Consider the following 22463-nt stretch of genomic DNA (forward strand, 5'->3'; position numbering starts at 1 on the left):
GAGGTGCGGCCATGTCCGACACTGATGAGCGGTCCGTTTCCGCCCACATTCCGGAGCCGGGCGAACCGAGCATTCCCGAGCTCGAGGCGGACGAGAACATCGCGCCCCGTCCGGAGGAGGAGATCGCGGACCTCCTCCGCGCCGAGCCCGACGTCGATGAGGACGTCAGCTGACCCGGCGGACCTCCTGCGGCCAACCGCAGGCCTCGGCGATCCTGCCGGCCCAGAGCTTCGCAGCGTCATCGTCCGCCACGTCGATGATGGTGAGGCCGCCGATGTACTGCTCGCCGGGGGCGAACTGACCTTGTGTGATCACCGGGGTGCCACCCGAGGCATCGGCGGTGAAGGCCGCCTGCATGTCCTCGTGCACGCCTCCCGCGAAGACGAGCACGCCGGCGTCGCGCATGTCCGACACGACGGCATTGGCGAGCGGCCCGCGTTCGGCGAACCACTCGGCGCTGTGCTCGCCGACCCATTGCTGGTTGAAGTAGATGATGTACTGGCTCATCCTCGTCGCTCCCTGAATCGTCCGTGTCAGGTCCGTCCAGCGATCGTACGCCGCCGTCGATGCTCCAGCGGGACTCGATACGATGGCTCGGTGACTACCGAGAACAACAGCATCTTCGAACCCGATGGCCGCGCGATCCCTTACGTCGACGAGATGTCGGAGGGTGACGGGCCCGTTCTGGTGCTGATTCCGGGGCGTGGTCTCGAGGGCGGCGCGCTCGGTTCGGTCGCGCACATCCTGGCCGGCGAGGGGATCCGTGTGCTGCGGATCGGAAGTCGCGCCGATGATGCCGCGACGCTCGAGGAGCGCGTCCAGGATGCGAGTGACGTCATGGACCACGCCGGCATCGGCGCCACCTGGATCGGGGGCCACGGCGTCGGCGGCACTGTCGCCCGCGCGCTCTCCGCGAAGCGCACGGACCGCGCGCTCGGCGTGCTGCTGCTGGGCGTGGAGGACGTCGACGTGCCGATCGCGCCGTCGGTGCCGATTCTCATCATCCAGGGATCCGAGGACGACGTCATGCCCCCGGCGAACGGCGAGAAGCTGCGCGCGTCCGCGGTCGAGCGCGCCAGTGTCGTGACGATCGAGGGCGGGGGGCACCTGTTCCCCGTGAGCGATCCGGTCGACACGGCGTTCGCGATCGAGGACTACCTGGCCTGGGACTGATGCGAGGCGCCATTCCGCCGGCGGACGCCCGCACCGTCCTGCTCGTGATCGACATGCAGGCGGGCGTCATGCCCGACTGCTTCGACGAGCACGGGGTGCTGATGCGGACCGACGCGCTCGTGCGCCGGGCGCGCGATGAAGGGGTTCCGGTGGTATGGGTGCACCATGACCCCATCGGCGTGGGGACGCCGGATTGGGAGCTGGCGGCACCGCTGGCCCGCGCCGAGGGCGAGGCGGTCGTGCGCAAGAGCTACCGCGACGCCTTCGCGGAGACCGAACTGCGGACCGTGCTCGACGGATACGGCGCGACCCGCCTGGTCGTCGCCGGCGCGCAGTCCGACTTCTGCGTACGCACCACGACCCAGCGTGCAGCGGCGGAGGGCTACGACGTCACGCTCGTGCGCGACGCGCACACCACCGTCGATGCGACGATCGAGGGCGTTCGGATCTCCGGCGAGCAGATCGTCGCCCACACCAACATGTACTTCGCCGGGCTGCGCTATCCGGGGCAGGAGTTCGCGGTGGCGCGGCACGACGAGGTCGCGTTCGCCTGACCGCCACCACGCGCGCATGTCCGATCCCGGTGCGAGGATGGGCGCATGCCCGAGTCTCCGGAGGTGCAGGCGCTGGTCGAGTTCCTCGACGAGCGGATCCGCGGTCGTGTGATCGCCGACCTGGATGTCGGCGAGTTCCGCATCGTCAAGACTCGCGACCGCCCGCCCGGATCGCTGGTCGGTGCGCGGATCCGGCGCCTGGAGCGCTTCGGCAAGCACGTCGGCTTCGATACCGAGGCGGGCTGGCTGATGATCGGGTTCGGGCGCAACGGCTGGATCCGCTGGCAGGCGCCGGACGCCCCGCGGAGCGACGAACCTGTGCCCGAGGTCGCTCGAATCGCGCTCGACGACGGTGCGCTGATGCAGGTCGTCGACCTGGGTGACTTCCTCGCGGTGACCGCGTCGGTCGTCGATGCCCCGACTGATGTCTCGGGCATCGCGGCGCTCGGACCGGATCCGCTCGCCGCCGACTTCGACCGCGACGTGTTCGAGCGCGCCCTCGGCACCAGGCGCAAGCAGATCAAGGCGCTCCTGCAGGAGCAGACGTCGCTCGCCGGCATCGGCAACGCGTATTCGGACGAGATCCTGCATCGGGCGCGGATCGCTCCCACGGTGCACGCCGCAGTGCTCGACGATGCCGAGCGGGAACGGCTCTTCCACGCGACGGTCGACGTGCTGCGGGGCTCCCTCGCGGATCGGCGGGGCCTGCCGCCGGGCCAGCTCAAGCAGGCCAAGGTCGCCGCGATGGCCGTGCACGGGCGCGGGGGAGAGGCCTGCCCGGTCTGCGGCACGACGATCATCGATCGCGTGTTCTCCGGTGCCTCCGCTCAACTCTGTCCGCACTGCCAGCCCGAGCCCTCCACGACGTGACGCGACATGCGGGTTAGCATTCCGGGGTGAGCCCGCTTCCTCTGCGCCATCGTTGGCGCGTGCGCTCGTCCGTCGCGCTCCTTGTCGGGGTCGCGGTCGGCTTCGTCGTCACGCCGTTCCTCGGCCTCGCCGCGGGCCTTCTCGCGGCCTGGGGCGCGCTGGCTCTCGTCAGCACCGTGTGGATCCTGCTGGTCGTGTGGCCGATGAACGCCGAGCAGACGCGCTCGCACGCCACCGAGGAGGACCCCGGTCGACGCATCGCCCGGGTGGTCGCCGTGGTCGGGAGTTTCGCCAGCATCGCGGCCGTGCTGGTCGTCGTGCTGCAGGCTCGGCACGCGGAGGGGTGGACCCAGTTCGCGCTCGCGGGGAGCGCGGTGCTCAGCGTCGCCGCCTCCTGGGGGCTGATCCAGGCCGATTACATGCTGCGGTACGCGAAGCTCTACTACGACGGATCCGCCGGCATCATCTTCAACCAGAACGAGGACCCCGAGTACACCGACTTCGCGTACTTCTCGGTCGGGCTCGGCATGACCTACCAGGTCGCCGACACCAATGTCACGCGCAATGCCATCCGGCGGATCGTGATCGCGCAGACCACGATCGCCTACGTGTTCGGCGCGCTGATCCTCGGCACGATCATCAACCTCGTCACAGGCCTGGGGTGATCTCGGGGCGCTCCTCGCGTAGCCGGGGCTCCGTGCGCCGCTCCGGACGCACGCCTGCCTTATCGGCGTAGAAGGCGCGAATCCGGTCCATGTCCGCGGCCATATCGCCGGTGAGGTCGAACGTGGGCCCGAGCCCGGTCGTCATCGTGGTGCGGTCGACGAACCCGAGTGTCACCGGCATGCCGGTCTCGCGTGCGATGCGGTAGAAGCCGCTCTTCCAATACGTGTTGCCGTCGCGGGTGCCGTCGGGCGTGACGACCAGACCGAACACCGTGCCGGCGTTCACCTGCGCCACGACCTCGCCGACGACCCGCGCAGGATCCTCTCGATCCACCGGGATGCCGCCGAGGCGTCGCATGAGTGGGCCGCGCCAGCCACGGAACAGGCTCTTCTTGCCGAGCCAGTGCACCTCGACGCCGAGCCGCCAGGCGATGCCGAGCATCAGCACGAAGTCCCAGTTCGAGGTGTGCGGGGCGCCGATCAGCACGGTGGGGCGCGTCGGACCCGGTTCGCTAGCGAGCGTCCAGCGGCTGAACGTCCAGAACACGCGGGCGATGAGGCGACGGAGCATCCGTCCACGGTAGAGGGGTGCGCATGCCGTGCTCCGCATGAAAGGCAGCGGAATGGGAACGGGCGCATGACCCGGACGGGAGGTCCGGGTCATGCGCCCGTTCGGGGTGCCGCGGGTCAGGCGACCTGCGGCATCAGGGAGAACGACACGGCGCCCTCCTCATTCACGTTCGCGTCGAGGACCTTGTCGTCCAGGACGATGGCGGCTTCCCCTTCGAGGAAAACCGGGGCGCCGGGCAGATCGAGGATCTGATCATCCGGCTCCGGCGAGACGACCACGTCGGCGGCGAGGCGGGGTTCGCCCGCCTTTCCCGGCGTCTCGGCCGTGTGGATGCGCAGTCCCGCACCCTCCGTCTCGGTACGACGACGGACGAGCGTGGTGACCAGCGCAGTGGCGTTGTCGGTCAAGGTGAGCACGAGGCACTCCTTCCGGTTGCGGACATGCCGAGGTCACGGCATGTGTCCGGGCCACGATTCCCCTTCTGGATCGAGCTCTCAACCGCTGTGCGGCGATTCGGCCCGATTCGGAGGGTCTTCCCACCTGGGAGCGGGGGAACGCGATCGGCGGGCGGCGACCGGCCTCAGCGCGCAGCGGCCCGTAGCGCCTCGGCCGTCTCCGGATCCAGGCCCGGCATCTCGTCCGTCGGCACGGCGAGGGCGAGCAGAGCGCGGCTGAAGTAGTTCCGGGCTGCTGCGGCTAAGGTGATGTCGACGATCTGGCGGTCGTCGTAGCCGGCGTCCCGGAGCGCCTGAGTGTCGGTGTCGGTCATGCCGCGCGGATCGGTGGAGAGCTTGGCCGCGTACTGCACGACGGCCTGTTCGGCGGCGGAGAAGCCGTCGTCGTCGCCCCGGGCGAACGCCGCGAGGCCATCGCCGCTGAGGACCTCCGCCCGCAGAGACTTGCGTCCGTGCGCGAGCAGACAGTGCGGGGATCCGATCGCGCGGGCTGCGCCGAGCGTCGCCGCCTCATAGACGCGCACGCCGATGGACGGCACGATCGCGCGGATGAGCGCCATGAACGCCTCGTGCGCCTCGGGGTTCACCGCCATCGCGCGGGTGTAGGCGAAGACGAAGCCCGCGTCGGCGATGTCCTCGGCGTACATGTCGGCGGCGTGCCCCTGCGCGGTCTCGGCAGGGGGAGTGCTGATGATCATGGGAAGCTCCTTCGCGTCCATGCGCGGCATGCTCGCGGACGGCGAGCCCCAGCGCCTGAGCGAAGACTATGCCCGAGATGCGTTCGGCGACATGGGTGGATGCCTCAGAACGGCGCCGATGCTCCGGTACGGGCGTAGCATCGGGGGGTGACCACGGCAGCCGAATCCCCGCAGCAGACACCCGCGGACGCGACGCGTCCGACATCGGGAGCCGCTCCGGGCGGGCTGTCGTTGCTCCCGGGCCTCGACGCGGGAGACGCCGGACTGTGCATCGACGGCGTCTGTCGTCTGCCCGGCGCGAAGGACTGACCTCGCCGATCGCGACCCCCGTCGGGATCCCTCGCGGTCGCGAACGCAGGATCGTCCCCGTCGGAGGCGCCTATGGCGTGCGCCGACGGGGACGATTCGAGGTGCAGTGAAGTGGAAAAGGCTCAGTGCATCGCCGGGGCGCTGCCCTCTGGGGAGCCCACCTCGTGCGGCTGGTCCGCGGGCTTGCGGATGATGAACGCGCCCAGGATCGTCACCGTCGCGATGACCGCGCCGATCACGAACGTGCTGCGCGAGCCCGCCGCGACCGCGGCGGGCACCTCGGTGCCGCCGTTCGCGTTCACGATGAGCGTGAACACCGCGATCATCACGGCGATGCCGGTCGCACCCGCGACCTGCTGCACAGTGCCGATGACCGCGCTCCCGTATGAGTAGAACTTCGGCGTCAGCGAAGCCAGCGACGCCGTGAACAGCGGCGTGAACGAGAGCGCGAGTCCGATCGACAGCAGCGTCTGCGCGACCAGCACGATCCACACCGAGGTGTTCGTGGCGAGCGTCGTGTAGAACCACAGCGTGGCAGCGGTGAGGATCGAGCCCGGGATCAGCAGGATCTTCGTGCCGCGGGCGTCGTAGATCCGCCCGATCACGGGGCCGAGCAGCCCCATCGCGAGGGCACCGGGCAGGAGCACCAGCCCCGCCTCGGTGGTCTCCAGGCCGAGCGCCTTCTGCAGGAACAGCGGGATCACCGTGAGCGTGCCGAAGAAGGCCAGCGACAGCAGGAACATCTGCACCATCGACAGGCTGAAGTCGCGCGAGGCGAACACCCGCAGATCCAGCAGGGCGTCGTCCTTGCGCTGCAGGATCACCTGCCGCCAGAGGAACGCCACCAGCCCCACCACGCCGACGACCAGCGCGATCACCAGGGGAGCGGAGGATCCGCCACCGCCCGCGAGGGCTCCGATCTGGCTGAGGCCGAAGACCAGCCCGCCGAAGCCGAAGGCGCTCAGCACGATGGACAGCACGTCCAGCGGTGCGTCGGTGCGCTCGCCGACGTTCGTCAGCCAGCGCCAGCCGATGAACATGGCGACCAGGGCGATCGGCAGCACGACGACGAAGATCGCGCGCCAACTGAAGTGGTCGAGCAGGAAGCCCGACAGCGTGGGACCGATCGCCGGCGCGAGCGAGATGACGATGCTGACGCGCCCCATCATCCGGCCGCGGCTCTCCGCGGGAACCAGGTTCATGAGCGTCGTCATGAGCAGCGGCATCATGATCGCTGTGCCCGACGCCTGCACGACGCGTGCGATGAGCAGCACGGTGAAGCCGGGCGCGAGCGCGGCGATCAGCGTTCCCGCGGAGAACAGGGTGAGCGCGCCGAGGAACATCTGCCGCGTCGTGAAGCGCTGCAGCAGGAAGCCCGTCGTCGGGATCACGACGGCCATGGTCAGCATGAACGCGCTTGTCACCCACTGCGCCGCGAGCGGGGTGATGCTCAGATCGTCGATGAGGTGCGGGATCGCCATGCTCATCGTCGTCTCGTTGAGGATCGCGACGAAGGCGGCGGCCAGGAGCACCCAGATGACCGCCATGTCACGGCGGGGGATGAGAGAGGATCTCGCGCTGGTCGGCACGGATCCGGTTTCGATGGCGGACATATGTTTCCTCCGACTCGGCGGGGGCGAAAAAGGGGGGGATGAGCTGTACAGAGATGCCAGCGACATTCAGCGTAACCACAGGGTCGGACATTTCATTCCCCGCCGGCCGTCGGCGCTGCTCTCAGCAGCGTTGCGCCCTGAGCGGACGTTCTCGACGGCGGCGTCCCATGCTCGGCACGGGGATCTACGCTTGCGAGGTGCCGAAGGTGCAGGTGACCAGCGGCGGGCAGGGGTGAGCGGATGAGCATGATGGCCAGAGGTGGCGGAGCCCGGGGCGGAATGCGCCCCGTGGACGAGGCGTCGCAGCGCCGGCAGAACGCCGAGGCGCCGAAGATCGCGAATCTCGGCCGCCGGGTGGTCGCGCTGTTCCGCCCCTATCGCGGACGGATCCTCGTCACGGGCCTCCTGGTGATCATCTCGGCCGCGCTCGGCGTCATCCCGCCGCTGCTGGTGAAGCTCGTCTTCGACGACGCGCTGTTCCCGGCGGGCGGCGGAGGACCGCGCATCGCGCTGCTCGTGGAGCTGGTGGTCGGCATGGTCGCGCTCTACCTGCTGTCGGCCGGTCTCGGCGTCGTGCAGACCTGGCTCACCTCGACCGTCGGCAACAGCGTGACGGGCGACCTGCGGGTGCGTCTGTTCGAGCACCTGCAGGCGATGGAGCTGGCGTTCTTCACCCGCACCAAGACCGGGGTGATCCAGTCCCGGCTGCAGAACGACGTCGGCGGTGTCGCCGGAGTGCTCACGAGCACGGTCACGAGCATCCTCGGAAACACGGTCACGGTGATCGCCTCGCTGGTGGCGATGATCCTGCTGGACTGGCGGCTGACCATCATCGCGGTGTGCGTGATGCCGATCCTGGTGCTCGTGCAGCGCCGCGTCGGTCAGGTGCGCGCGCGGATCGCCGGCGAGACGCAGGAGTCGCTGAGCGAGCTCACCGCGATCACGCAGGAGACGTTGAGCGTGTCCGGCATCCTGCTGTCCAAGTCCTTCAACCGGCAGCGTTCCGAGTCGGCCCGCTACCAGGCGCAGAACCGCACGCAGATCCGGTTGCAGGTGCGCCAGGCGATGAGCGGGCAGGGCTTCTTCGCGGTCGTGATGGTGCTGATGTCCAGTGTCCCGGCGATCATCTACCTCGTGGCGGGGCTCCTCGTCGCCGGAGGGACAGGATCCATCACCGCCGGCGCCATAGTGGCCTTCACGACCGTGCAGGCGCGACTGCTGATGCCGCTCATCGGACTCATGCGCGTCGCGCTGGACGTGCAGACCTCGCAGGCCCTGTTCGCGCGCATCTTCGAGTACCTCGACCTGGTGCCGCAGATCCAGGACGCGCCGGACGCGAAGTCCGCCTCCGAGGCGCCCGGCCCCCGCGGGCGCCTCGAGTTCCGCGATGTTCGGTTCCGCTACCCGGACGCGTCGTCCGCCGCGCGCGACACCCTGCAGGGGATCTCGTTCACCGCCGACCCGGGGCAGCACGTCGCCTTCGTCGGCCCCTCGGGGGCCGGCAAGACGACGATCCTCTATCTCGCTCCCCGGCTCTACGAGGCATCGGAGGGAGCGATCCTCTTCGACGGCGCCGATGTGCGTGACCTCACCCAGTCGTCGATCATCGACGAGATCGGGATCGTGTCGCAGGAGACGTATCTGTTCCATGCGACGATCCGCGAGAACCTCGTCTATGCGAAGCCCGATGCGACCGATGAGGAGCTCGTGGCGGCGTGCACCGCCGCCAACATCCACCACGTGATCGTCGGCTTCGAAGACGGCTACGACACCGTGGTCGGAGAGCGCGGCTACCGGCTGTCGGGCGGCGAGAAGCAGCGCATCGCGATCGCGCGGGTGCTGCTCAAGGATCCGCCGGTGCTGCTGCTGGACGAGGCGACGTCCGCGCTCGACACGGTGTCGGAGCGCGTCGTGCAGGAGGCGCTGGACGAGGCGGCCAAGGGCCGCACCACGCTCACGATCGCGCACCGGCTGTCCACGGTGATCGGCGCGGACGTCATCCACGTCGTGCAGGAGGGGCGGATCGTCGAGTCGGGCACCCACTCCGAGCTGCTCGCCCAGGGGGGACTGTACGCCGACCTCGCCGCGCAGCAGGTGGCCGCAGCGAGGATCGATGACGACGTGCGCTCGGCCTGACCCGCGATGCCGCGGGGTGACAGCCTCGGGGCGTGCTGAACTCAGTCGAATCGTGCGCTGAGACGCGCCGGCGCCCGAACACAGGCCGGATCGACTGAGTTCAGCACACAGCGCCGGCCTCAGTGCACGCTCAGCCCGCCGTCCACGAAGAGCGAGTGACCCGTGACGTACGACGATCCGGCGCCCGAGAGGAACACGGCGGCGCCGGCGAAGTCGGACGGCAGCCCGTTACGGCCGATCATGGTGCGGGCGGCGAGCGCCGCGATCTGCACCGGATCCTCCTGGAGGCGGGCGTTGAGCGGCGTCAGCACGAAACCCGGCACGAGGGTGTTGCTGGTGACGCCGGTCCCGCCCCAGGCCTCCGCTTCGGAGCGCATCAGCGACTCGACGGCACCCTTCGACACGCCGTAGATGCCGCTGCCGACGAAGGCGCGGTGCGCCTGCTGCGAGCTGATGTGGATGAGTCGGCCGTAGCCTCGCTCGGCCATGCCCACGCCGTAGCGCTGACCGAGCAGGAACGGGGCGAGCGCGTTCACGGTCATCGTGGCGTCCCAGTCGGCCTCGGTGATGTCGGCGAAGGCAGGCCGGATATTGATGCCGGCGGAGTTCACGAGGATGTCGGGCTCGCCGAACGGACGTGCCGCGGCGTCCGCCACGGCGAGGATCCCGTCGCGCGTGCCGAGGTCGCCCACGACGCCCGCGGCGCGGCAGCCGGCATCGGTGAGCTCGCGCACCGTCTCGTCGATCCGGTCGGCGCCGCGGGCGACGATCACGGTGGCGGCACCGGCACGGGCGAGCGCGGTCGCGATGCCGCGCCCGATGCCGGAGCTGCCGCCGGTGACCACGGCGGTGCGACCCTCGAGGGAGAACAGGTCGGAGAGATAGGCGTTCATGACGGTCCTGATTCTGGGCGGAGCGACGCGCACGGGCGCATCGGCCGTCCGGGCAATGGCCGCGGCTACCAGCGCAGCGCGGCGGCGAGAGTGGGGTCCACGCGGGCGTCGGCGAACTCGGGGAGTGCCTCGAGGTCTTGCACGAACGCTCGCACCGTCGCGGGATACGCGGAGTCGGTGTGGCTGCCGGCGATCTCCTGGAGCGGCGGCAGGTCCATCGCGAGGATGAGGTCGAGCCTAGCGACAACGGCGGCCTGCGCGCCCGCCCGATGCAGCACGTCGATGCCCCCGCGCAACGCGGCGAGATAGTCGCGGAGCACGCGGAGGCGGTGCTTGCCCTGCGTGATGGAGGATCCGTCCTCCCGCAGCCGCCATCGCACCACCACGTCGGGGATGACATCGAAGGCGCGCGCGGCCGTGTACATGCGCTGGGCCACGATCTGGTCCTCGTAGGCGACGCCCTCCGGGAAGCGGAGATCCTGCCAGAACGCGGTGCGGCTCAGCTTCGACCAGGCCACGATGTTCGCCGACGCGGCAGGGTGCTCGAAGATCGTGGTGCCGAGGCGTTCCGGATCCGTCGCCGCCGCGACCCACGGCTGCACACGGCCCGGCGCGTATGTCTGCCCGTCCCAGCGGGAGCGCACGTACGCGCCCGCCACGAAGTCGCTCCCAGACGCGGCGAGGGTGCCGGTCATCCGCTCGAGCGCGGTCGGCGTCAGCTCGTCGTCGCCGTCGAGGAAGCCGAGGTACTCGGTGTCGACGAGTTCGAGCGCGGCGTTGCGGGCGCCGCCGAGCCCGCGCGCCTCCGTGTGCCGCAGGACGGTGAAGCGCGGATCCGCGTCTGCTGCGGCGTCGAAGATCCGGCCGGTGTCGTCGCGCGATCCGTCATCGACGAGGATCGCCCGCCAAGAGGTCTCCGTCTGCGCGCGCAGCGAGTCGAGGGCGGCAGGAGCGAAGGCGGCGATGTCGCGACCGGGGACGATCACGGTCACGAGCGGGGCGGGCACTCCGCCAGTCTAGGAGCGCACAGCGGACACGGCGTCGGCGACGAGCGCCGCGAGCTGTTCCGGGCCGTCGCCGGGAAGGCCGCCGTGGCCGAGCGTGAAGCGCACCGCGGTCTGCGCGACGGCGGGGTCGATGCCGCAAGCCAGAAGCACGTGCGAGGGCTCGTCGCTGCCGGCCGCGCACGCCGATCCACTGGACGAGACCACGCCGCGCCGCTCCAATTCGAGCAGCACCGCCTCGCCGGAGACCTCGGCGAACGTGAAGCTCGCCGTGCCGGGCAGCCGGTGCACCGGATCGCCGGTCACGCGCGCCGAGGGGACCGCCGCGAGAACCCCGGCGATGAGCCGGGCGGACTGCGCCCCGACGCGCGCGGAGGCTTCGGCGCGCTCGCCCTCGGCCCGCTCGAGTGCGGTGGCGAGACCGACCGCGCCCGCCACGTTCTCGGTGCCGGAGCGGCGGCCGCGCTCCTGCCCGCCGCCGTGCAAGAGGGGCTCGATCGGCACCCGGCCGCGCACGGCGAGCGCACCGATGCCCTTGGGGGCGCCGAGCTTGTGCCCGGCGATCGCGATCGCGTCGGCGCCGAGGCCCGACAGTGCCAGCCATCCCGCGGACTGCACCGCGTCCAGGTGCACCGGCACGCCCTGCGCGGCGGCGGCCGCGGCGATCCCCGCGATATCCTGGATCGTGCCGATCTCATTGTTCGCATGCCCGACGGCGATCAGCGCGGTGTCGTCGCGGATCGCCGCAGCGACCGCGTCCGGATCCACCCGTCCTGCCGCATCGACCGGGACCAGGGTCGCGGCCACGCCGTGGAACCGCTCGAGATAACGGACCGACTCCAGGATCGACTCGTGCTCGATGGGTGTCGTGATCACGTGGCGCCCGCCCCGGGCGAGTGCGGCCAGCACGATGCCCTTGACCGCGAGGTTGTTCGCCTCGGTGCCGCCGGCAGCGAAGACGACATCGCCGGAACGCATCCCCAGCACGCGGGCCACCCGCGCGCGGGCGTCCTCGAGCGCCGCGCTCGCCGCCTCGCCCACGGTGTGATGGCTGGACGGGTTGCCGAACGTGCGGGTGAGGAACGGGGCCATCGCCTCGAGCACCTCGGGCCGGATCGGCGAGGTCGCCGCGTGGTCGAGGTAGAGCGGGACGGACATGGTCAGTCGATCCGCATGTCGAGCCCGAGGTCCAGTGCCCGCGCGGAGTGGGTCAGGGCGCCCACCGAGATCACGTCGACCCCGGTCCCGGCGATCGCGCGCACCGTGTCGAGGTTCACGCCGCCCGAGGCCTCCGCGGTCGCCCGACCGCCGATCAGCGCGACTCCCGCGCGCAGATCCTCGAGGGAGAAGTTGTCCAACAGCACGGTGTGGGCGCCGCCGTCGAGCACCGCAGGGATCTGGTCGAGCCGATCCACCTCGACGACGACGTGCGTGGTGTGCGGCAGCGTCGCGATCGCCTCGCGCAGCGCGGGCGCGACGTCGCGACCGCCCCGGGTCAGCACGGCGAGGTGGTTGTCCTTGGCCATCACCGCATCCGACAGCGAGAAGCGGTGGTTGCGTCCGCCGCCCGCGACGACGGCGTGTCGTTCGAACGCACGCAGCCCGGGGGTGGTCTTGCGGGTGTCGGCGATGCGCACCTGCTTGCCGTCGGGCCCGGCGCCCTCCACGGCGGTGACGTAGGCGGCTGTGAGGGTCGCGATGCCGCTCAGGCGCTGCGTGAAGTTCAGCGCCACCCGCTCCGCCGTCAGCAGGCTGCGGGCGGATCCGGTCACGGTCGCGAGCACGTCTCCGGCGGCGAAGGCGTCGCCGTCCGCGAGGTGCAGATCCACGACCGTCTCCGGATCCGTGAGTGTGAAGGCGGCCGCGAACACGTCGCCGCCGGCCAGCACTCCGGGCTCGCGCGCGACGAGGTCCGCTGTCGCGGTGGCGGCGGCGGGCAGCAGCGCGGTGCTCGTGAGGTCGCCCCAGGGGGCGTCCTCTTCGAGGGCTGCTCCGACGACGCGGGTGAGGAGGGCGGGGGTGAGCATCAGACTCCGATCAGGGCGGGCGACGGTTCGAGATGGTGAGCGCCGATCGAGACCGGGCGGGCGAGCGCGGCCGTGATCATGGCCTCGGCGACCTGGAGCAGGTTGCGGTCCTCCACGGCCGTTCGGGTGAGGCCCTCCGGCGGGCGCCAGGAGCGGACCGTCGCCAGAGCCTCTTCCAGACCTTCGCGGGTGCGCAGCGGGCCGACCAGATCCCACATGAGCTCCTGCAGCGCGGGCCGGGAGAACGGATCCCCGAACGGGCGCTCGGGAACCGCGGACCGAGACGAGCCATCGCGCGTCACGAACGGCGTTTCGTCGGGGTGTCCTTCGATGCCCTTGCTCGACGCGCGGACCCACGGGGTGTCCAGCGCGGACGCTGCCCGTGCGCCGAACACCGCGCCCTCGAGCAGGGAGTTCGAGGCGAGCCGGTTCGCACCGTGCACGCCGGTGCGCGCGGTCTCTCCGACCGCGTAGAGGCCGGGCAGCGTGGTACGGCCGTCGGCGTCGGTGACCACCCCGCCCATCAGATAATGTGCGGCCGGAGTGACCGGGAGGGGCTCGCGGGCCCAGTCGAAGCCGCGCTCCCGCGTGACCCGGTCGATCGTGGGGAACCGGCGCGCGAGGTGCTCCGCGCTCCAGCCCTCGCGACGGCAGATCCCCGTGGCGTCCAGACGCACAGGGCCGCCCTGCTCCCGCGCGCGGCGCACGACCGCGCGCGTCACGACATCGCGCGGCGCGAGCTCGCCGTCGGGATGCGCGTCGAAGGCGAAGCGCCGTCCCTCGTCGTCGATGAGGGTTGCGCCCTCCCCGCGCACCGCCTCGGAGATCAGGAACGCCGGCCCGGGTGCAGCCAGGATCGTGGGGTGGAACTGCACGAACTCCAGATCCTCGACCGCAGCACCCGCTCGCCGCGCCGCGGCGATCCCATCGCCGGTGCAGACGGCGGGGGCCGTGGTGTGCTGGAACAGCCGGCCCGCGCCGCCGGTCGCGAGGATCACGGCGTCCGCTGCGAGCTCGACGATCCGCCCCGCGATGAGCAGCCCGGCCCCGCGCACCACTCCGCCGGAGACGATCAGATCGACCAGCATCGCGTGCTCGCGGACGGTGATCCCCGCCTCCCGCACGGCGCGGACGAGGGCAGCGGAGATGGCCGCCCCCGTGGCGTCGCCGCCCGCGTGTGCGATCCGTGCCGCGGAGTGGGCCGCCTCGAGCCCGCGCAGCAGCCGCCCCTGGGGATCCAGGTCGAACGGCACTCCGCGGGCGACCAGTTCTGCGATCCGCGCGGGCGCTTCGCCGACGAGCACGTCCACCACAGCGGGGTCGGAGAGCCCCGCTCCTGCGGTGAGCGTGTCCGCGGCGTGCGCGGCGGGAGAGTCGGCCACGCCAACGGCATCCGTGCCGTACACCCCGGCGATCCCGCCCTGGGCGAGCGCGGTCGCGCCGTCGCCGAGGGCGTCCTTCACGACGACCTCGACACGGTGGCCGGCCTCGTGCGCATGCAGCGCGGCGGTGAGACCGGCGATCCCGCCGCCGATCACGAGCACGTGCTGCGCCCCGGGGGCGCGGCGCTCGCCGGGCGCGGGCATCAGGCCACCGCGACCGGAGGGCGGGCCGCCAGCATGCGCTCGAGTGCGACCCGTGCCGGGTCCGCCACGTCCGCCGTCACCGTGATCCGGTTCGGCGTGCGCCCCGCGACGAGCTCCTCGAGCACCCAGGCGAGGTAGCCGGGGTGGATCCGGTACATCGTGGAACAGGGGCAGACCACCGGATCCAGGCAGAAGATCTCGTGCTGCGGATACTGCGCCGCGAGCCGGCGGACCAGGTTGATCTCGGTGCCGATCGCGAAAGTCGTGGGCTCGGTCGCCGCGTCGATGGCCTTGCGGATGTAGTCGGTGGAGCCGGCCTCATCGGCGGCGTCCACGACCTCCATCGGGCACTCCGGGTGCACGATCACGCGCACGCCAGGGTGCTCGGCGCGAGCCTGCTCGATCTGGGCGACGGTGAAACGGCGGTGGACCGAGCAGAACCCGTGCCAGAGGATGACGCGGGAGTCCTGCAGCTCGACCGAGGAGGATCCGCCGAGAGGACGGCGTGGATTCCACATCGGCATCTGATCCAGCGGCACGCCCATCGCCTTCGCCGTGTTGCGGCCCAGGTGCTGGTCCGGGAAGAACAGCACCCGCCGACCCCGAGCGAACGCCCACTCCAGCACGGTGCGGGCGTTCGACGAGGTGCACACGATGCCGCCGTGACGTCCCACGAAGCCCTTGATCGCGGCGGAGGAGTTCATGTAGGTGACGGGGATCACCGGCACGAGTCCGTCGGCGTCGGGCTGGTCCAGCGGACCGAGCACGTCGGCGAGCTGCTCCCAGCAGTCCTCGACCTGGTCGATGTCGGCCATGTCCGCCATGGAGCATCCGGCGGCGAGGTTCGGCAGGATCACGGCCTGATCCGGTCCGGAGAGCAGATCGGCGGTCTCCGCCATGAAATGCACGCCGCAGAACACGATCGCCTCGGCGTCCGGGTGCTGCTTCGCGAAGCCCGCGAGCTGGAACGAGTCGCCGACATGGTCCGCGTGCTGCACGACCTCCTCGCGCTGATAGAAGTGCCCGAGCACCACGACGCGCTCGCCGAGGGTGGCCTTCGCCGCACGGATCCGCTCGTGCAGCTCGTCCTCGCCGGCCTCGCGATAGGCGGCCGGGAGCTCGCCCTGGCGCGGCGCGCCGGTCGGGATCACGTCGCCCATGGACGATCCGGGACCGTACCCCGGGATCGTGTCGAAGTTCCAGGGCCCCGCGGCGAGATCCGTGGTGCAGGTCGATTCCGAGGAGGCGCCGGTGACGATCAGGCGCAGCGCATGGTCGACGGACGGATCGATCGGAGAGTGCAGAGAGGTGGTGCTCATGAGGTTCTCGTCTCTTCGGGGGCGAGCGGGCCGCGGTCGGCGAGCTCGACATCGGTGGCATCGCGGTACAGCCGGGCGGGCCGATGGCTGCCCGTGCGGAACGCGTTGGTGGGGATCAGGGTCCGCGTCGCGTCGACCTGACGCCGGAAATTCGCGGGATCCAGCCGGCGACCCAGGATGGTCTCGTACGCCTCGCGCAGGTCGGCCAGGGTGAACTCCGGAGGGAGGAAGCCCTGTGCCACACGGCTGTAACCGGCCTTGTTGCGCAGCCGCCACAGTGCGTACTCGATGATGCGGCCGTGGTCGAAGGCGAGCTCCGGCAGGTCGGCGGCGTCGAACCAGTCGACGTTCTCCGGATCTGATCCGACCGCGCCGACGGACTCCTCCTCGCGCACGAGCGCCCAGTACACGACGGAGATCACCCGGCTCGGGGAGCGGTCCACCGCGCCGAACGCGTAGAGCTGCTCGAGGTAGCTGGGGGTGAGCCCCGTCGTCTCGGCGAGCGTGCGGGCCGCCGCGGCGGCCAGGCTCTCCGTGTCGTCGAGCCATCCGCCGGGAAGCGCCCAGGCGCCCGCATGCGGATCGCGCGTGCGCCTGACGAGCGGCAGCGCGAGCCGCGGCGCCTCGCCGCCGTCGCGGCGCAGCGTCAGGATCACGGTCGACACCGCGACGCGGATCCCGTCCTCGTGCTCGCTTCTGGTCATGCTGACTCTAACCTCCGTGGATCATCTTATAGTCGCCGTGACCAGAACTCGCGATCATTACGGCGACCTCTCAGCCGCGCGCCCGCCGCGGCGGATAGCGTCGGGACATGCAGCAGCCGACGCGTCTCGAGGCGCGGATCGATGCCCGCGCTCGCCGGATCCTCGCGGGCGCCCCCTCGACCGGCGTGCGCGGCTTCCTCGTCGAGGCGTCCGTGTTCCTCGCCAAGCAGGGGTGGGCGTGCGTGTTCGGCGCGGCCCTCCTCGTGGCGATCGTGCTCGTGCGCACGCTGTACCCGTCCGACCTCGCCCTCACCCGCAACGACCTGCTGACCCTCATCGCGGTGCTGATCCAGGTGGCGATGCTCGCCACGCGCCTGGAGTCGGGGCGGGAACTCTGGGTGATCATGCTGTTCCACGTGACGGGAACCGCGATGGAGCTGTTCAAGACCGACGTCGGCTCCTGGGCGTACGAGGCCGACGGCTTTCTGAGGATCGGCGCCGTCCCGCTGTTCAGCGGCTTCATGTATGCGGCGGTCGGCTCGTACATGGTGCGCGTGCACCGCTTGTTCGACCTCGCCTTCGTGCGCTACCCGCCGCGCTGGGCCACCGTGGTGCTGGCGGTGCTGATCTACGCGAACTTCTTCACGCACCACTGGATCTGGGATGCGCGCTGGGCGCTCACGGCGCTCGTCGTCGTCCTCTGGCTGCCGACCGTGATGCATGCACGCGTCTGGCGGCGCACCCTCCGGATCCCACTGCTGCTGCCGTTCGCCGGCGTCGCGCTGTTCATCTGGCTGGCCGAGAACATCGGCACCGCGAGCGGGGCCTGGCTCTATCCCGACCAGGTCGGGGGCTGGCAGCCGGTCTCCCTGTCGAAGGTGTCCAGCTGGTTCCTCCTGATGATCATCTCGGTCGTCCTGGTGACGCTCGTCTTCCCGCCGCGCCCGCCCGGGAAACCGGCGGCGCGACGGGCATCCCGCACGGTAGGATGGCGCAGGAAAACTGAACACGTGGCCGCATGGTCCGCGCGGGAGAGTCCGGTGATCGCAGCCGGACACCGAAGGAGCAAGCCTCCCCGCCAATCTCTCAGGTAACCGCACCGCGCAGACCCGGCCGCTCTGAAAAGCGATTTCGAGTGAAACGAGAAATCGGGTTGAGCGAAGACGCTGAAGGCGCCTGAGCCGAAACCCTGGTGACTGGATCCCCGCGGATCTCCACCTCTCGCTCGGGATCCGCCGACGGTGAAAGCTCTGTCGCCTCTCGAAGGCGCGGGCGAAACTCTCAGGCTCATGACAGAGGGGGAGTTCTCGGATCCGTGCGCCGTGCGGATCCTCACCGATCCGCACGGGAGAGCTCCATGACAGACGCCCGCTACACCCCCCTTCGGGAGCGCCACGAGGCGCTCGGGGCATCGTTCACCGACTTCGGCGGCTGGCAGATGCCCGTCCGCTACACGTCCGACCTCGCCGAGCACCACGCGGTGCGCGAGAGCGCGGGCATCTTCGACATCTCGCACATGGCCGAGTTCACGATCGTCGGCTCCGGCGCGGCCGCGTATCTCGACTACGCGCTCGCCGGCCGGCTCTCCGCCCTCGCCGTCGGCAAGGCGAAGTACTCGCTGCTGCTCGCCGAGGACGGCGGCATCATCGACGACGTGATCGTCTACCGACTCGGCGATGACGACTTCCTCATCATCAGCAACGCCGGCAACCGCGACGCCGTGCGCGAGGCGCTGCTGGCGCGCACCGCGGGTCGTGAGGTCGTCGTCGAGGACGTCTCCGACTCCTACGCCCTCATCGCCGTGCAGGGCCCGAACGCCGAGGCGATCGTCGCCGCGATCGACGGCATCCACGATGTCTCGATCCCGTGGGCGGAGCAGAAGTACTACGCCTGGGCCTCCGCGACCTACAACGGCAAGCCGCTGCTGCTGGCGCGCACCGGCTACACCGGCGAGGACGGCTTCGAGCTGCTCGTCGAAGCCTCCGACGCCGCCGCGCTGTGGGACGCCGCGCTCGCCGCGGGCGCCGACCGCGGCCTGGTGCCCGCCGGTCTCGCCGCGCGTGACACGCTGCGCCTGGAGGCGGGCATGCCGCTGTACGGCCACGAGCTGAACCGCGAGACCAAGCCCGCCCAGTCGGGCCTGGGTCGCGTGGTCGTGGAGGACAAGGACGACTTCGTCGGCAAGGGCGCCGTCACGCCCGCCGAGGGCGCGCGCGTGCTCATCGGCCTCGCCGCCGAGGGCCGCCGGGCCGGCCGCGCCGGGTACGCGGTCGTGACCGAGGACGGCGCGGTGATCGGCGAGATCACCAGCGGTGCGCTCAGCCCGACTCTCGGCCACCCGGTCGCGATGGCCTTCGTCGACCCCGCCGTCGCCGACGGCGCCGTCCCCCTGTTCCTCGACGTCCGCGGCACCAAGATCCCCGCGACCGTCACCGCCCTGCCTTTCTACCGGAGGAAGAAATGACCGATCTCAATACCCTGCGCTACAGCGAAGAGCACGAGTGGGTCGCCGTCGACGGCGATTCCGCGACCATCGGGATCACCGACTTCGCCGCGGACGCCCTCGGTGACATCGTCTTCGTCGAGCTGCCCGCCGTCGGCACGTCCTTCAGCCGCGGCGACGTCTTCGGCGAGGCCGAGTCGACCAAGTCGGTCTCCGAGCTGTACGCGCCGGTCGACGGCACGGTCGTCGAGATCAACGACGCCGTGGTCGACGACCCGTCGCTGGTCAACTCCGCGCCCTTCGACGGCGGCTGGCTGATCAAGGTGTCCATCGCTGCGGGCGCCGTCGACGGTCTTCTCGACCGCGACGCCTACGTCGCGCACACGGAGGGCTGAGAGTGACCGCGTTCCTCGACCGCCACATCGGCACCACGGCCGACGCCCAGCGGGCGATGCTCGACGCGATCGGCATCTCCTACGGCGCCGACGAGCGTCCCGTCGACGCGCTCATGCGCGAGGCCGTCCCGGCCTCGATCCGCTCGGCCGCCGACCGCGTCAGCCTGCTGCCGGCCGCCGCGAGTGAGGCGGAGGCCCTCGCCGAGCTGCGCTCGATGGCGAACCGCAACACGGTGAACCGTCCCATGATCGGCCTCGGCTACTACGGCACCCTCACTCCGAGCGTGATCCAGCGCAACGTGCTGGAGAATCCGTCCTGGTACACGGCCTACACGCCGTACCAGCCGGAGATCTCGCAGGGCCGCCTCGAGGCGCTGATCAACTTCCAGACCATGGTCTCGGACCTCACCGGCCTGGACACGGCGAACGCGTCGATGCTCGACGAGTCCTCGGCCGTCGCCGAGGGCATGCTGCTCGCGCGGCGCGGATCCAAGTCGCCCTCGCCCTGGTTCGTGGTCGACGCCGACGCCCTGCCGCAGACCAAGGCTCTGCTGGCCACGCGCGCAGCCGCGCTCGGGATCGAGCTCGTCGAGCGCGACCTCGCCGGCGGGGAGACCCTGCCCGAGGAGCTGTTCGGCGTGTTCGTGCAGTATCCGGGCGCCTCGGGACGGATCTGGGATCCTTCCGCCGTCATCGATGCGGCGCACCTCGCCGGCGGCCTCGCCGTCGTCGGGGCCGACCTGCTCGCGCTCACCCTGATCGCCTCGCCGGGTTCGCTCGGCGCGGACGTCGCGGTGGGCACGACGCAGCGCTTCGGCGTGCCGATGGGCTTCGGCGGCCCGCACGCCGGCTACATGGCGGTGCGGTCCGGACTGGAGCGCCAGCTGCCCGGGCGACTGGTCGGCGTCTCGCAGGACGCGGACGGCCACCCGGCCTATCGCCTGGCCCTGCAGACCCGCGAGCAGCACATCCGCCGCGAGAAGGCCACCTCGAACATCTGCACCGCCCAAGTGCTGCTGGCCGTCATGGCGGCGATGTACGCGGTCTATCACGGCCCGGAGGGCCTCAAGGAGATCGCCACGGGGGTGGCCTCCAAGGCCCGCTTCCTCGCCACGCAGCTGGAGAAGGCCGGCGCCGAAGTCGTGCATGCCGACTACTTCGACACCATCACGGTGCGCGTTCCCGGCAGGGCCGACGCGATCGTCGCCGACGCCCACGCCGCAGGGATCCTGCTGAACCCCGTCGACGCCGACACCGTGAGCATCGCCGCCGACGAGACCACGACCTACGAGGACATCCTCGCCGTGGCCACGGTCTTCGGTGCGGGAGAGGGTTCGTTCGCCTACATCCCGGTCACCAGCGTGCCGGCTGCACTCGCCCGTCAGGACGAGTACCTCACGCACCCGGTGTTCCACGCGCACCGCTCGGAGACCGCCATGATGCGGTACCTGAAGAGCCTCGCCGACCGCGACTACGCCCTGGACCGGGGCATGATCCCGCTCGGATCCTGCACGATGAAGCTCAACGCGGCGACCGAGATGGCGGCCATCACCTGGCCCGAGTTCGCACAACTGCACCCGTTCGCCCCCGAGGCGGACGTGCAGGGCTCGCTCGAGTTGATCGACCAGCTCGAGGCATGGCTCGCGGACGTCACCGGCTACGACGCGGTGTCCCTGCAGCCGAATGCCGGATCCCAGGGCGAGCTCGCGGGCCTGCTCGCGATCCGCGGCTACCACCTCGCCAACGGAGACGACCACCGCACGGTGTGCCTGATCCCGTCGTCCGCGCACGGCACCAACGCCGCGTCCGCGGTGCTCGCAGGCATGAAGGTGGTCGTCGTCGCGACCGATGAGCTGGGCAATGTCGACCTCGACGACCTGCGGGCGAAGATCGCCCAGCACGCCGACGAGATCGCGGCGCTCATGATCACCTACCCGTCCACGCACGGCGTGTACGAGCACGACGTGCTCGACATCACGGCGGCGGTGCACGCGGCCGGTGGCCAGGTGTACATCGACGGCGCGAACCTGAACGCGCTCCTCGGCTACTCCCGGTTCGGTGACCTGGGGGGCGACGTCTCGCACCTCAACCTGCACAAGACGTTCGCGATCCCGCACGGCGGCGGCGGCCCCGGCGTGGGCCCCGTGGCGGCGAAGGCGCACCTCGCGCCGTACCTGCCAGGGCACCCGCAGGCGCAGCGCACCGCGCACGCGGGCGGCTACGTGTTCGAGGGCGGCCCGGTCTCCGCGGCGCCCTACGGATCCGCCGGCGTGCTGCCGATCTCGTGGGCGTACGTACGGATGATGGGCGCCGACGGCTTGCGGGATGCGACTGCGGCCGCCGTGCTCGCGGCGAACTACGTCGCCGCACGCCTGGCCGCGCACTACCCGGTGCTGTACTCGGGGGAGCAGGGCCGGGTGGCGCATGAGTGCATCCTCGACCTGCGTCCGCTCAAGGAGGCGACCGGGATCACGGTCGACGACGTGGCCAAGCGCCTCATCGACTACGGCTTCCACGCGCCGACCATGTCGTTCCCGGTCGCGGGCACGCTCATGGTGGAGCCCACCGAGTCGGAGGACCTCGGCGAGCTCGAGCGCTTCGTCGAGGCCATGATCCAGATCAAGGCCGAAGCCGACGAGGTCGCCGCAGGTGTCTGGCCGGCCGACGACAACCCGCTCGTGCATGCGCCGCACACCGCGGCCGCGCTGCTGATGGGGGAGTGGGATCACGCCTACACCCGCGAGCAGGCCGCCTATCCGACGCACGCGCTCATCGCGGGCAAGTACTGGCCGCCGGTGCGCCGCATCGACAACGCGTACGGTGACCGCAACCTGGTGTGCGCCTGCCCTCCGGTGGAGGCGTTCGCGCTGTAGGGATCCGCACGATCCGAAGAACGACGAGGCGTCCTGGGAACCGCTCCCAGGGCGCCTCGTCGTTCAGGTCACCAGTGAGTAACGGTTAACGCAGTCGGTTCGCCGGATCGGGGGTGCGGCGGTTACCCTCGAGTATCCCTACGCGCTCGACGAAGAGCGTGCAGATTGCTGTTAT

The 22463-nt window shown here is 70.7% G+C and carries 22 protein-coding genes, 1 pseudogene and 1 riboswitch; of the genes and pseudogenes, 11 read left to right on the forward strand and 12 right to left on the reverse strand.

Annotated elements, in window-relative coordinates; all coding sequences use genetic code 11:
• The first annotated feature begins 11 nt into the window (after nucleotides 1–11).
• Nucleotides 12–173, forward strand: a complete 162-nt coding sequence (locus AC1DMN_RS02235; RefSeq protein WP_440734577.1) for a hypothetical protein — start codon at nucleotides 12–14, stop codon at nucleotides 171–173.
• On the opposite strand, the gene AC1DMN_RS02240 is transcribed toward AC1DMN_RS02235, so the two are convergent.
• Nucleotides 166–507 carry a YciI family protein gene (locus AC1DMN_RS02240; protein WP_477229433.1) on the reverse strand — a complete coding sequence of 114 codons (342 nt, stop codon included), beginning with the start codon at nucleotides 505–507 and terminating at the stop codon, nucleotides 166–168. The two genes, AC1DMN_RS02235 and AC1DMN_RS02240, sit on opposite strands and share 8 nt — an antisense overlap.
• A 90-nt stretch (nucleotides 508–597) precedes the next feature.
• Between AC1DMN_RS02240 and AC1DMN_RS02245 the strand changes: the two genes are divergently transcribed.
• The 4 genes from AC1DMN_RS02245 to AC1DMN_RS02260 are packed head-to-tail and all read left to right on the forward strand — an operon-like array spanning nucleotide 598 to nucleotide 3262.
• A complete protein-coding gene (locus AC1DMN_RS02245) occupies nucleotides 598–1173 on the forward strand; it encodes an alpha/beta fold hydrolase (protein ID WP_440734575.1) in 576 nt (191 codons plus the stop codon).
• Nucleotides 1173–1727 (forward strand): isochorismatase family protein, encoded by a 555-nt coding sequence (locus AC1DMN_RS02250; RefSeq protein WP_477229432.1) that lies wholly within the window; start codon nucleotides 1173–1175, stop codon nucleotides 1725–1727. The genes AC1DMN_RS02245 and AC1DMN_RS02250 overlap by 1 nt, the downstream gene beginning before the upstream one ends.
• A 45-nt stretch (nucleotides 1728–1772) precedes the next feature.
• The gene (locus tag AC1DMN_RS02255) at nucleotides 1773–2597 is read left to right on the forward strand and encodes a DNA-formamidopyrimidine glycosylase family protein (RefSeq protein WP_440734573.1); all 825 of its coding nucleotides are present in this window, start codon (nucleotides 1773–1775) and stop codon (nucleotides 2595–2597) included.
• Nucleotides 2598–2623: 26 nt separating this feature from the next.
• Nucleotides 2624–3262, forward strand: a complete 639-nt coding sequence (locus tag AC1DMN_RS02260) for a DUF1345 domain-containing protein (protein ID WP_441976259.1) — start codon at nucleotides 2624–2626, stop codon at nucleotides 3260–3262.
• On the opposite strand, the gene AC1DMN_RS02265 is transcribed toward AC1DMN_RS02260, so the two are convergent.
• From AC1DMN_RS02265 to AC1DMN_RS02275, 3 genes are all read right to left on the reverse strand, one after another.
• On the reverse strand, nucleotides 3246–3833 hold the full coding sequence (locus tag AC1DMN_RS02265; RefSeq protein WP_477229431.1) for a 1-acyl-sn-glycerol-3-phosphate acyltransferase: 588 nt from the start codon (nucleotides 3831–3833) through the stop codon (nucleotides 3246–3248). The genes AC1DMN_RS02260 and AC1DMN_RS02265 overlap by 17 nt on opposite strands.
• 116 nt (nucleotides 3834–3949) lie before the next feature.
• Nucleotides 3950–4249 carry a Fe-S cluster assembly protein HesB gene (locus tag AC1DMN_RS02270; RefSeq protein WP_440734570.1) on the reverse strand — a complete coding sequence of 100 codons (300 nt, stop codon included), beginning with the start codon at nucleotides 4247–4249 and terminating at the stop codon, nucleotides 3950–3952.
• Between the two features lie 164 nt (nucleotides 4250–4413).
• The gene (locus AC1DMN_RS02275; protein WP_477229430.1) at nucleotides 4414–4986 is read right to left on the reverse strand and encodes a carboxymuconolactone decarboxylase family protein; all 573 of its coding nucleotides are present in this window, start codon (nucleotides 4984–4986) and stop codon (nucleotides 4414–4416) included.
• A 147-nt stretch (nucleotides 4987–5133) separates the two neighbouring features.
• On the opposite strand from AC1DMN_RS02275, the gene AC1DMN_RS02280 reads away from it, so the two are divergent.
• Nucleotides 5134–5295 carry a hypothetical protein gene (locus AC1DMN_RS02280; RefSeq protein ID WP_441976256.1) on the forward strand — a complete coding sequence of 54 codons (162 nt, stop codon included), beginning with the start codon at nucleotides 5134–5136 and terminating at the stop codon, nucleotides 5293–5295.
• Between the two features lie 122 nt (nucleotides 5296–5417).
• On the opposite strand, the gene AC1DMN_RS02285 is transcribed toward AC1DMN_RS02280, so the two are convergent.
• Nucleotides 5418–6908 (reverse strand): MDR family MFS transporter, encoded by a 1491-nt coding sequence (locus AC1DMN_RS02285; protein WP_477229429.1) that lies wholly within the window; start codon nucleotides 6906–6908, stop codon nucleotides 5418–5420.
• A 249-nt stretch (nucleotides 6909–7157) separates the two neighbouring features.
• Here AC1DMN_RS02285 and AC1DMN_RS02290 point away from each other — a divergent pair, with 249 nt between their 5' ends.
• Entirely contained in the window at nucleotides 7158–9044 is a 1887-nt protein-coding gene (locus AC1DMN_RS02290) for an ABC transporter ATP-binding protein (protein ID WP_441976449.1), read from the forward strand.
• Between the two features lie 119 nt (nucleotides 9045–9163).
• On the opposite strand, the gene AC1DMN_RS02295 is transcribed toward AC1DMN_RS02290, so the two are convergent.
• The 7 genes from AC1DMN_RS02295 to AC1DMN_RS02325 form a co-directional block, all read right to left on the reverse strand.
• Nucleotides 9164–9937: an SDR family NAD(P)-dependent oxidoreductase gene (locus tag AC1DMN_RS02295; RefSeq protein WP_440734565.1), complete on the reverse strand. Its 774-nt coding sequence runs from the start codon at nucleotides 9935–9937 to the stop codon at nucleotides 9164–9166.
• Between the two features lie 65 nt (nucleotides 9938–10002).
• Nucleotides 10003–10944 (reverse strand): glycosyltransferase family 2 protein, encoded by a 942-nt coding sequence (locus AC1DMN_RS02300; RefSeq protein ID WP_441976252.1) that lies wholly within the window; start codon nucleotides 10942–10944, stop codon nucleotides 10003–10005.
• Nucleotides 10945–10953: 9 nt separating this feature from the next.
• Nucleotides 10954–12099 (reverse strand): cysteine desulfurase family protein, encoded by a 1146-nt coding sequence (locus tag AC1DMN_RS02305; RefSeq protein WP_477229428.1) that lies wholly within the window; start codon nucleotides 12097–12099, stop codon nucleotides 10954–10956.
• Nucleotides 12100–12101: 2 nt separating this feature from the next.
• A complete protein-coding gene (gene nadC / locus AC1DMN_RS02310; protein WP_477383875.1) occupies nucleotides 12102–12968 on the reverse strand; it encodes a carboxylating nicotinate-nucleotide diphosphorylase in 867 nt (288 codons plus the stop codon).
• The gene (gene nadB / locus AC1DMN_RS02315; protein WP_477229426.1) at nucleotides 12968–14554 is read right to left on the reverse strand and encodes an L-aspartate oxidase; all 1587 of its coding nucleotides are present in this window, start codon (nucleotides 14552–14554) and stop codon (nucleotides 12968–12970) included. The genes nadC and nadB overlap by 1 nt, the downstream gene beginning before the upstream one ends.
• Nucleotides 14554–15873 (reverse strand): quinolinate synthase NadA, encoded by a 1320-nt coding sequence (nadA, locus tag AC1DMN_RS02320; protein ID WP_477229425.1) that lies wholly within the window; start codon nucleotides 15871–15873, stop codon nucleotides 14554–14556. Before nadA ends, nadB begins: the two co-directional genes overlap by 1 nt.
• On the reverse strand, nucleotides 15870–16577 hold the full coding sequence (locus tag AC1DMN_RS02325; RefSeq protein WP_440734559.1) for an NUDIX hydrolase: 708 nt from the start codon (nucleotides 16575–16577) through the stop codon (nucleotides 15870–15872). The genes nadA and AC1DMN_RS02325 overlap by 4 nt, the downstream gene beginning before the upstream one ends.
• 107 nt (nucleotides 16578–16684) lie before the next feature.
• Here AC1DMN_RS02325 and AC1DMN_RS02330 point away from each other — a divergent pair.
• The 4 genes and pseudogenes from AC1DMN_RS02330 to gcvP form a co-directional block, all read left to right on the forward strand.
• Nucleotides 16685–17479 (forward strand): annotated as a pseudogene (locus AC1DMN_RS02330) (DUF817 domain-containing protein); the annotation flags it as partial.
• A 116-nt stretch (nucleotides 17480–17595) separates the two neighbouring features.
• A riboswitch (glycine riboswitch) is annotated at nucleotides 17596–17689 on the forward strand.
• A gap of 245 nt (nucleotides 17690–17934) precedes the next feature.
• Nucleotides 17935–19041, forward strand: a complete 1107-nt coding sequence (gcvT, locus tag AC1DMN_RS02335; protein ID WP_441976247.1) for a glycine cleavage system aminomethyltransferase GcvT — start codon at nucleotides 17935–17937, stop codon at nucleotides 19039–19041.
• Entirely contained in the window at nucleotides 19038–19415 is a 378-nt protein-coding gene (gcvH, locus tag AC1DMN_RS02340; RefSeq protein ID WP_440734557.1) for a glycine cleavage system protein GcvH, read from the forward strand. Before gcvT ends, gcvH begins: the two co-directional genes overlap by 4 nt.
• A gap of 56 nt (nucleotides 19416–19471) precedes the next feature.
• Nucleotides 19472–22288: an aminomethyl-transferring glycine dehydrogenase gene (gene gcvP, locus AC1DMN_RS02345; RefSeq protein WP_477229702.1), complete on the forward strand. Its 2817-nt coding sequence runs from the start codon at nucleotides 19472–19474 to the stop codon at nucleotides 22286–22288.
• The last annotated feature ends 175 nt before the right edge of the window (nucleotides 22289–22463 follow it).

It is taken from the genome of Microbacterium sp. 01T413_2 (genome assembly GCF_056398985.1).